Genomic DNA, 8482 nt, shown 5'->3' with positions numbered 1-8482 from the left:
CACCGCAACGAGGGAGCGCTAGCGACCGAGTGAGGAGCGCAGCAAGGCCCCCGAGTCCTCGCGGCTGGGGCTTTGGAGACGTTCTTCGCAGTCACGTTCCCCGTGTTGTACAGCGAGCGGCTGGGGCTTTGTGAGTGTTCTCCTCGCCAGCAACGAATCCCGTCTCGAACGCTCCAGTTCGCTCAACTATCCCTCTATCGTACTACTAGCACGCCGAGGCTAACAGCTGATTCGTTCACAATGTGGTGAAACAATCCCTTGTGACGTGTTCGTTGACACCCGCTCTTTCGAGGGTGATCCCCCGGCCTCGACGAGCGAACCCGTCAGGGTGAGCGAAGGCGGCTCGGTTAGAGTGCCTCTCGGTACGCCTCCAGCGTCTGCTCCACGTCTTCTTCGGTGTGCGCGTAGGAGGTGAACTGACACTCGAACTGGTTGGGAGTGAGGAACACCCCGCGGTCTTTCATCTCCTGCCAGAACACGCGTTCCCAGCGGTCCGTGGCCGCGCTGGCGACGTCTGCGCCCGTCTTCGGACAGTCGTCGTACCGGGCACAGTCGGGGTTCTGCCGGCAGCCGCCCGCACAGCAGGCGTCGACGTCTTCGGGCGCCTCGCGGGTGAAGACCGTCTTGAACATCGAGTCGGTGCCGACGACGGTGTACTCGGGCGCGCGTTCGGCGCAGATCTCGGTTATCCCCTCGCGGAGCTTCCGTCCGAGCCGATTGACGTGCTCGTACACGTCGTTCTCGGCGGCGTACTCCAGGGTGGCCTTCCCCGCGGCCATCGTCACCGGGTGCCCCGAGAAGGTGCCCGACTGGAACACGTCGCCCGCGGGCGTGAACGCCTCGAGTATCTCGATCCGTCCGCCGATGGCCCCGACCGGGAACCCGCCGCCGACGATCTTCCCGAACGTCGTCACGTCGGGCGTCACGCCGAACTTCGACTGCGCGCAGCCGAGCCCGCCCACGCGGAACCCGGTGATGACCTCGTCGAATATCAACAGCGCGCTGTGGTCGTCACACAGGTCCCGGAGCGTCTCGTGGTACCCGTCGACGGGGGTTACGATCCCCGTGTTGGCGAGGATCGGCTCGACGAGGACGGCCGCGATCTCGTCGCCGTGTGCCGCGAACACCTCCTTGGCGGCCGCCGGGTCGTTAAAGGGGATCGGGAGGGTGTGTTCCGCGAACGACTCCGGGATCCCCGCCGTCGACGGGTGGGGATTCTCCGGTGATCCCTCCACGAGCGTCGACTCCTGTGCACCGTGGTAGCCGCCCTGCATCACGACGATCTTGTCGCGGCCGGTGTGCCCACGAGCGAGCCGGACCGCGGAGACGGTCGCCTCCGTCCCGGAGTTGACGAACCGAATCGACTCGACGCTCGGGACGTGCCGGGAGACGAACTCGGCGTGCTCGACCTCGATCTCCGTGGGCGCGCCGTACATCGGTCCGGCCGCCGCGTGCGACTGGATCGCCGCCTCGACCGGCTCCGGGAGGTCGTGCCCGTACAGCAGCGGTCCGTACCCCATCACCCAGTCGACGTAGCGGTTGCCGTCGGCGTCGATCACGTGGCCGCCGTCGCCGCGCTCGACGAAGAAGGGGTGCGGCATCGTCGCGCGCACGGAGGAGTTGACACCGCCCGGCATGACCGACAGCGCGCGGTCGTACAGGTCACGGGAGCGCTCGTGGTTCATGTCTCGGGGTTGGATCGGGAGGATGAAAGTAGTTGCCAACCCGTCGTCGGCGACGCATCGACCGATTCGCGTCGATTCCCCGAGCGACCGCCGGCGTCGCTCCGCGAGCACACGAGGGCGCCACCGCTGGACGCCGTGAAGCCGTCGAAAAAGAAACCGGGTCGGTTCGTCGAGTCGATTCGTCGAATCTCGCTGGACCGTGCGGCTCAGTCCGGGGGCGCCGGACTTAGACGGCCTCCGGCCCGGTCGCGCCGGTGCGGACCTGCAGGGCGTCCTCAACCGGCATGATGAACACCTTGCCGTCGCCGGGCTCGCCGGTCTTCGCGGCGTCGGCGATGGCGTCGGCGACCTCGTCGGCCGGGATGTCGGCCACGACGATGTCGATCTTCACCTTCTGGTGGAGATCGACCGTGAACTCCTCGCCGCGCCACTGGCCCTTCTTCGCGGGCTGGGAGCCGCGACCGGAGACGTTCGTCACGGTGAGCGACGGGGCGTTGATCTCCGCGAGCGCCTGTTTTACCGCGCCGAGCTTGTCGGGGCGGACGACGGCCGTGACCATCTTGATCGGCGTGCCCGCCTCCTCGCCGCCGTCGGCGCGCGGGGAGTCGTTGGTGGTGTCGACCACGGACGGACCGCCGTCGGTCGCCACGCGGTCGCCGCCGAACTCGGGGTAGGTTTCGACGCCGTGCTCGGAGATGTCGAGCCCCTCCTGTTCGTGCTCCGGGGTGACGCGCGCCTCTCCGCTCAGTTTGAGGGCGTACCAGACGACGGCGGTCGCGGTGAGCGTCCAGCCGCCGATGATGACGACGCCGGTCAGTTGGGCGACGAAGTGCGCGCCGACGCTACTGGAAAGCGTGCCCGGCGCGGCGACGAACGGGAACAGCAGGGTCCCGAGCACGCCGGCGCTGCCGTGGACGGGGAACACCGCACAGACGTCGTCGATCTTGAGCGTGTCCGAGACGAACTCGAAGACGATGGGGAGCTGTCCGCCGGCGAGGAGGCCGACGACCAGCGCGCCCCACCACGCCGTGGTGTCCGGGATGGCGGTGATACCGACCAGCCCCGCGAGCAGCCCGTTGGCGACGTAGAGCGTGTCGACCTTGCCGGTCTTCAGCCAGACGACGAGGGCGGCGCCGATCCCGCCGGCCGCCATCGCGACGGTCGTCCCCATCGCGACGAGGTTGAGCGTCAGCGTGTTGAACACGCCGTCGCTGACCACCGCGGCCGTCCCGACGTTGAAGCCGTACCAGCCGAACGCGAGGATGAGCGTCCCGAGGACGGCGAACGTCAGGGAGTGGCCGGGGATGACGTTCGTCGAGCCGTCTTCGGCGTAGCGGTCCATCCGCGGGCCGAGAACGGCCGCGGCCGTGAGCCCCGCGATCCCGCCCATTCCGTGGACGATCATGCCGCCGGCGAAGTCGTGGAAGGCGGTGCCGGTCAGCTGGGCGACGAGCCCGTCACCGGAGGCCGACCAGGTGAACGCGATGACCATCGGGTAGATCACCGCGGCCAAAAGGAAGGTGTAGGTGACGTACGCGCGGAGCTTCGCGCGACCGGCGACGGCGCCCGACACGATGGTCGCGGCGGTCATCGCGAAGACGGCGCCGTAGAGCCAGTTGACGTAGGGACCGATTGCGCCCGCCTCGACGGCGAGGCTACCGCCCGAGAACAGCGTCCCGGCGGCGGAGGCGATCCCCCCAGATCCGTTCACCGCGCTGGTGAACGCCGTGCCGATCACGAAGAACACCGTCACCCCGACGCTCCACGTCAGGAGGTTCTTCGTCAGCTGGTTGGCGACGTTCTTCGAGCGGACCTGCCCCGCTTCGAGCATGGCGAAGCCCGCGTGCATGAAGAAGATCAGGAACGTTACGACGAGGATCCACGTGCCGTTCAGCGCGTTTCCGAACGTGGTCGGGTCCACGGTCGCGAGTACGCCGGTCGTCACGAGACGACCACCTCTACTGAACGTTCGTCAGTCGTGCAGCGCGTTTCATCCGTGTTCATGTGCTGAATCACGTTTCGTCCCGGGGGAAGGCAATTATATAAACGTTAGAGTTGAGTTTCACAAAAAATTTCTTTGATAATACAGAAATCGTTCAATATAAGGAGGCATCTATTGAATATAAGGACGTATATCAGACGATCGCTCGGCAATGTTTGCGCTCGAAACGAACGGACGTACTATAAGATAATTGAACGTTCGCTGCCGATCGGTCGATTTCGGCCGTTGAGACGGCGTGCGCGGTCGGGTTCGGTGATTTTTGCCGGCCGCGTTCGCGGCTGAACGAGAGTCCGCGACGCGGGATCGTAGAGAAACGGCGTGAACCGTCCGATATCGACCGATTCGAGCTGCGACGCGAGAAGTGTACGTTCGTCAACGGGGATCTCCGTTCGATTGGTGATCCCGCCACAGACTCGCGAGCCGAGTCGTCGATCGGAACGCAGTTCGGCCGGACCGGGAGAGTCGGTTACTCCGGTTTCAGCCCCTCGCCCTGCACGCGCATCACGGCCTCACCGTCGGCGAGGTTCGGCGCGTCCACGAGCCGGACGATCCGCTTGTCGCCTTTCGACTTGCGGAGGTAGATCCGGAACGTGGAGGCGTGGCCGAGGATGTTCCCGCCGATCGCCTGCGTCGGGTCGCCGAAGTAGGAGTCGGGGTTCGACGCGACCTGGTTGGTGACGAGGATCGCGGTGTTGTAGAGGTCGCCGATCCGCATCAGGTCGTGGAGGTGCTTGTTGAGCTTCTGCTGGCGCTCCGCGAGCTCGCCGCGACCGACGTACTCGGCGCGGAAGTGGGCCGTCAGCGAGTCGACACAGACGATCCGGACCGGCCACTCGGTCTCCTCGTGTTCGCTCGCGAGCTCCTTGGCCTTCTCCGCGAGCAGGATCTGGTGGTTGGAGTTGAACGCCTTCGCGACGTGGATCTGGTCCAAGAAGGCCTCGATGAGCCGCTCCATCGCCTCCTCGTCGCTCGGCGTCCCCTCGATCTCGCGTCGCTCCATCTCCTCGGCGAGGATCTCGTCGTCGAGCCCGCGGACCATGTCGTCGATCCGCTCCGGCCGGAACGTGTCCTCGGAGTCGACGAAGATACAGCCGCCCTCCAGCCCGCCGTTCTCCTTGGAGAGCTGGACGTTGACGGCCATCTGGTGGGTCACCTGCGACTTGCCGGACCCGAACTCGCCGTACACCTCGGTGATCGACTGCGTCTCGATGCCGCCGCCGAGCAGGTCGTCGACCTCCTCGATCTGCCACGAGAGCTTGCCGATCTCCTGACGCCGTTCGAGCACGGTCGCGCCGGTCTCGAAGCCGCCGACATCGGCGGCGTCGCGGGCGGCGTTGATGATGTCGCTGGCCGACGACTCGCCGATGTCGGCGGTGTTGGACATCTCGCCGGGGCTCGCGACGGCGATCGACTGGTAGCTCTCGAACCCGTTCTCGACGAGCTTGTCCGCGGTCGCGGGGCCGACTCCGGGCAGGTCTTCGAGTTCGTCTTCAGGCATGTACACGGGGCTTGTTCGGCTTCGGGTATAAAGTCTGGTTTACACCCAGGTGAAAGTGAAATCGACGGCAGGGAGGGGTAGTCGCTCCGTCGAGGGGCGCGTGCGACGGCTCAGAAGCCGACGCGACGGACGTACGGCAGTTCCCGAATCTGGACGAGGAGGTCCCCGGACAGGTCGGCGTCGGTTATGACGTACAGCTTCGGATCGTCGGTGAACTCGGGGTCCTCGCTCAGCACCTGTCGGATCGAGATGTCGCGGTCGGCGAAGATCCCGGTCACCTCGGCGACGATCCCCGCCTCGTCGGCGGCGGCGACCTCGATCGTGAGGACGGTGAGGTCGAGGACGGGCGCCAGATCCATCAGGCTCGGTACCGACGAGATGTTCGTGAAGATGCGCTTCAGCTCGGGATCGTCGAGGATCGCGTCGGTCGTCGAGTCGACCACGCGCCGATCGACGTCGAGTTCGCGCGCGATCCCGGTGTAGGGGATCTCGATCCCGCCCGAGACGACGCGGCCGTCCTCGTTGACAGAGAAGCCGCGCTCCAAGAACAGCCGGATCACGGCCTGCTGGCTGGGCGACCCCTCGAACTTCTCGAGGATCTCGTCGAACATTCGTGTCCACCAGGGGCCGCTGCGTGCTTAAAAACGAGGGGGACGGCGGCCCGACGAGCGAGATGGGGGAAGGGAATGAACGAGGTGTGGAACGGGAGCGAGCGAGGTGGAGGGTAGGAGTGAGGCGCAGAACGACTACTCCACGATCCCGGCGTAGACGCCGCCGAGGACGACGCCGTACAGCATGTGACCGATCGCGCTCAGCGCGCTGATGTTGGGTAGCGGCGGATTCGCGGGGGAGCCGACGGCCGAAAGCCAGATCGGCATCACGATCACGGCGAGGACGATCCAGACGAGGATGCCATAGGCGGCACCGAGCCCGACACTCTTCCCGACGCCGTCGGCGAGGTCGGGTCGCGCGCCGACGAGCGCGGCGAAGCCGACGCCGATCACCGCGCTGTGGGACAGGTGGATCACCCAGCCGAGGAACGGGGCCGCAGGCGGCGCGAGCCCGTACATCGAGGGGATCACGACCGGCAGGAGCGGGTTGGGAATGACGTACGCCATCACGAGCCCGAAGGCGACCCCACCGACGAGACCGCCGGCCACGCCCGCCTTCCAGTCGCCGGCTCCGGTCGATACGTCCGTCGTCGCGTTCGCAGTTTCGGTTGCCATAGCGGTCGATTCGTCTGCAGCTATCCGGTAATATATACCGCAAGTTGGCGATCGGGACGCACTCGCCCGCAACGTATATATACATTATAGACCGTTATAGACTGGGATCGACCGCTCCGAACACGCGAATACGTACGAGCGATCGAATCCGCCGGATCGCGTCCGTAGGCCGCGTGACGTCGAGCGCCTCGGCGACCTCCGTGTTGACCACGTCCGTCGACCGGCCCTGCTGTCCAGATCCGCCGATCGGCCCTGCTGACAGCCCCCGGCGACCGTCGCTGCTGACAGCCTCTAGCGACCGCTCCGACGTCGGCGACCACTTCCGTTCCGGCACCCGACCCCTTTTGGCCGATGGCGACGAACCCGCAAGCGTGGCAGAGTCGGCGCACCTGCGGTTCTTCCCGTACGAGGAACCGTATCCGAACCAGCGCGAGGCGATGGACAGGGTCGCCAACGCGCTGGACCGTGGACAGGACGTGCTGTTCGAGGGCGCGCCCGGGACGGGCAAGACCCTCTCCGCGCTCGTGCCCGCGCTCGAACACGCCCGCGAACACGATCGCACGGTCGTCATCACGACCAACGTCCACCAGCAGATGCGGCAGTTCGTCGAGGACGCGCGCGCTATCACTCGTACGGAGCCCATCCGCGCCGTCGTCTTCAAGGGCAAGTCCTCGATGTGTCATATCGACGTCGACTACCAGGAGTGTCAGACCCTTCGCGACACCACCCGCGAGCTGGTCGAGACGGAAGCCGAGGCGCACGAGCTGGAGGCCCGCCAGCGGGAGCTGCTCGCCGAGAGCCGCGAGGGCGACGCCGGAGCCGCCGAGGCCCGCGAGGCGATCATGGACGAGCTGGAGGAGATCGAAAGCGAGCTCGAGGAGTACGAGACGGCGAACGTCTGTGCGCACTACCGCAACAACCTGACCCGCGACACCGACGAGTTCTTCGGCTGGCTCTTCGAGGACGTCCGCACGCCCGACGACGTGTACGCGTACGCCGACGAGCGCGAGCTGTGCGGGTACGAACTGCTGAAAGAGGGGATGGAGGGCGTCGACCTGGTCGTCTGTAACTACCACCACCTGCTCGATCCGCAGATCCGCGAGCAGTTCTTCCGGTGGATCGACCGCGACCCCTCGGAGATACTCACCGTCTTCGACGAGGCGCACAACGTGGAGGACGCCGCGCGCGACCACGCCACGCGAACCCTGACCGAGAACACGCTCGACGCCGCCCTCGACGAGCTCGCCGACAGCGACGATTCGCGGGCGGCGGCGGCCGAGAACGTCGTCCGGGCGTTCCGCGACGCGCTCGTCGAGACGTACGACGAGGCGCTCGACTTCGGCGGCCGCGAGCGGGTCGGCGAGCGCTGGGAAGACGTCTCGATCGCCAACGACGACCGCCGAGACGACCTCACGCTCGCGTTCCTCCGGCAGTACGAGGGGAAGGGGATCGACACCGAGACCGAGCTCGCGGTCCAGCTCGGGGAGGCGCTCGACGAGGAGTACGAACGGCGCTACCGCGAGGGGGAGACCACGACCCGGACGGAGTGTCAGACCCTCCACGTCGCCCGGTTCGTGTCGACGTGGCTGGACGAGGGGACGGAGCTCGGCCAGTACCCGGTCGTCTCCGTGCGCCGCGACGGCACCACCGACGAAGTGTACGGCCGAGCGGAGCTGTACACCTGCATCCCTCGCCGGGTCACCCGAGAGCTGTTCGACGAGGTCGCCGCGTCGGTGTTGATGAGCGCGACGCTCCGTCCCTTCGACGTCACGGAAGACGTGCTCGGGCTGGAGGACACCGCGTCGATCGCGTACGGCATGGCGTACCCCGCGGAGAACCGGCGGACGTTCGCGGTCGACACGCCGCCGCTTTTCGCCTCCGAGCGCAACGACGCGGAGACCCAGGAGACGGTGGGGTCGCTGCTGCGCGACGCGATCCGGTTCACCCCGGGCAACACGCTCGCCTTCTTCCCCTCCTACGCGGAGGCCGAGCGCTACTACGAGCGGCTCGGCGGCGCCGTCGACGGGACCGGAACCGACAGCGGTGCGGGCGGGGGCGAAAGGGCAGGCGG

General features: G+C 66.8%; 7 protein-coding genes. 1 reads left to right on the top strand and 6 read right to left on the bottom strand.

The features are described from left to right. Positions 1 to 347: 347 nt before the first annotated feature. The 6 genes from GJ633_RS11385 to GJ633_RS11360 all read right to left on the bottom strand — a co-directional run bounded on the left by GJ633_RS11385 (position 348) and on the right by GJ633_RS11360 (position 6745). Complete coding sequence (locus GJ633_RS11385; protein WP_156588925.1) at positions 348 to 1685, bottom strand: glutamate-1-semialdehyde 2,1-aminomutase; 1338 nt, start codon at positions 1683 to 1685, stop codon at positions 348 to 350. A 226-nt stretch (positions 1686 to 1911) separates the two neighbouring features. After that, positions 1912 to 3630 carry an ammonium transporter gene (locus GJ633_RS11380; RefSeq protein ID WP_321169044.1) on the bottom strand — a complete coding sequence of 573 codons (1719 nt, stop codon included), beginning with the start codon at positions 3628 to 3630 and terminating at the stop codon, positions 1912 to 1914. A 523-nt stretch (positions 3631 to 4153) separates the two neighbouring features. Next, positions 4154 to 5185 carry a DNA repair and recombination protein RadA gene (radA, locus tag GJ633_RS11375; RefSeq protein ID WP_156588924.1) on the bottom strand — a complete coding sequence of 344 codons (1032 nt, stop codon included), beginning with the start codon at positions 5183 to 5185 and terminating at the stop codon, positions 4154 to 4156. A gap of 110 nt (positions 5186 to 5295) precedes the next feature. Further along, positions 5296 to 5796 (bottom strand): ACT domain-containing protein, encoded by a 501-nt coding sequence (locus GJ633_RS11370; protein ID WP_156588923.1) that lies wholly within the window; start codon positions 5794 to 5796, stop codon positions 5296 to 5298. Positions 5797 to 5931: 135 nt separating this feature from the next. Continuing rightward, entirely contained in the window at positions 5932 to 6411 is a 480-nt protein-coding gene (locus GJ633_RS11365; RefSeq protein ID WP_156588922.1) for a histidine kinase, read from the bottom strand. Between the two features lie 94 nt (positions 6412 to 6505). After that, positions 6506 to 6745 (bottom strand): hypothetical protein, encoded by a 240-nt coding sequence (locus GJ633_RS11360; RefSeq protein WP_156588921.1) that lies wholly within the window; start codon positions 6743 to 6745, stop codon positions 6506 to 6508. Between the two features lie 37 nt (positions 6746 to 6782). On the opposite strand from GJ633_RS11360, the gene GJ633_RS11355 reads away from it, so the two are divergent. After that, positions 6783 to 8482 (top strand): ATP-dependent DNA helicase (locus GJ633_RS11355; RefSeq protein WP_321169043.1); only part of this gene is annotated, 1700 nt, incomplete at its 3' end.

It is taken from the genome of Halorubrum sp. CBA1125 (assembly GCF_009742825.1).
In the GTDB taxonomy this organism is placed as follows: domain Archaea; phylum Halobacteriota; class Halobacteria; order Halobacteriales; family Haloferacaceae; genus Halorubrum.
Note: the sequence above shows the minus strand (reverse complement) of the source record. Positions and strands in the feature narration are given on the sequence as shown.

What these genes read in the sequence shown, in the direction of transcription:
- GJ633_RS11385 (WP_156588925.1), bottom strand. Translation starts at nt 1,685, where the DNA reads ATGAACCACGAGCGCTCCCGTGACCTGTACGACCGCGCGCTGTCGGTC.
- radA (WP_156588924.1), bottom strand. Translation starts at nt 5,185, where the DNA reads ATGCCTGAAGACGAACTCGAAGACCTGCCCGGAGTCGGCCCCGCGACC.
- GJ633_RS11370 (WP_156588923.1), bottom strand. Translation starts at nt 5,796, where the DNA reads ATGTTCGACGAGATCCTCGAGAAGTTCGAGGGGTCGCCCAGCCAGCAG.
- GJ633_RS11365 (WP_156588922.1), bottom strand. Translation starts at nt 6,411, where the DNA reads ATGGCAACCGAAACTGCGAACGCGACGACGGACGTATCGACCGGAGCC.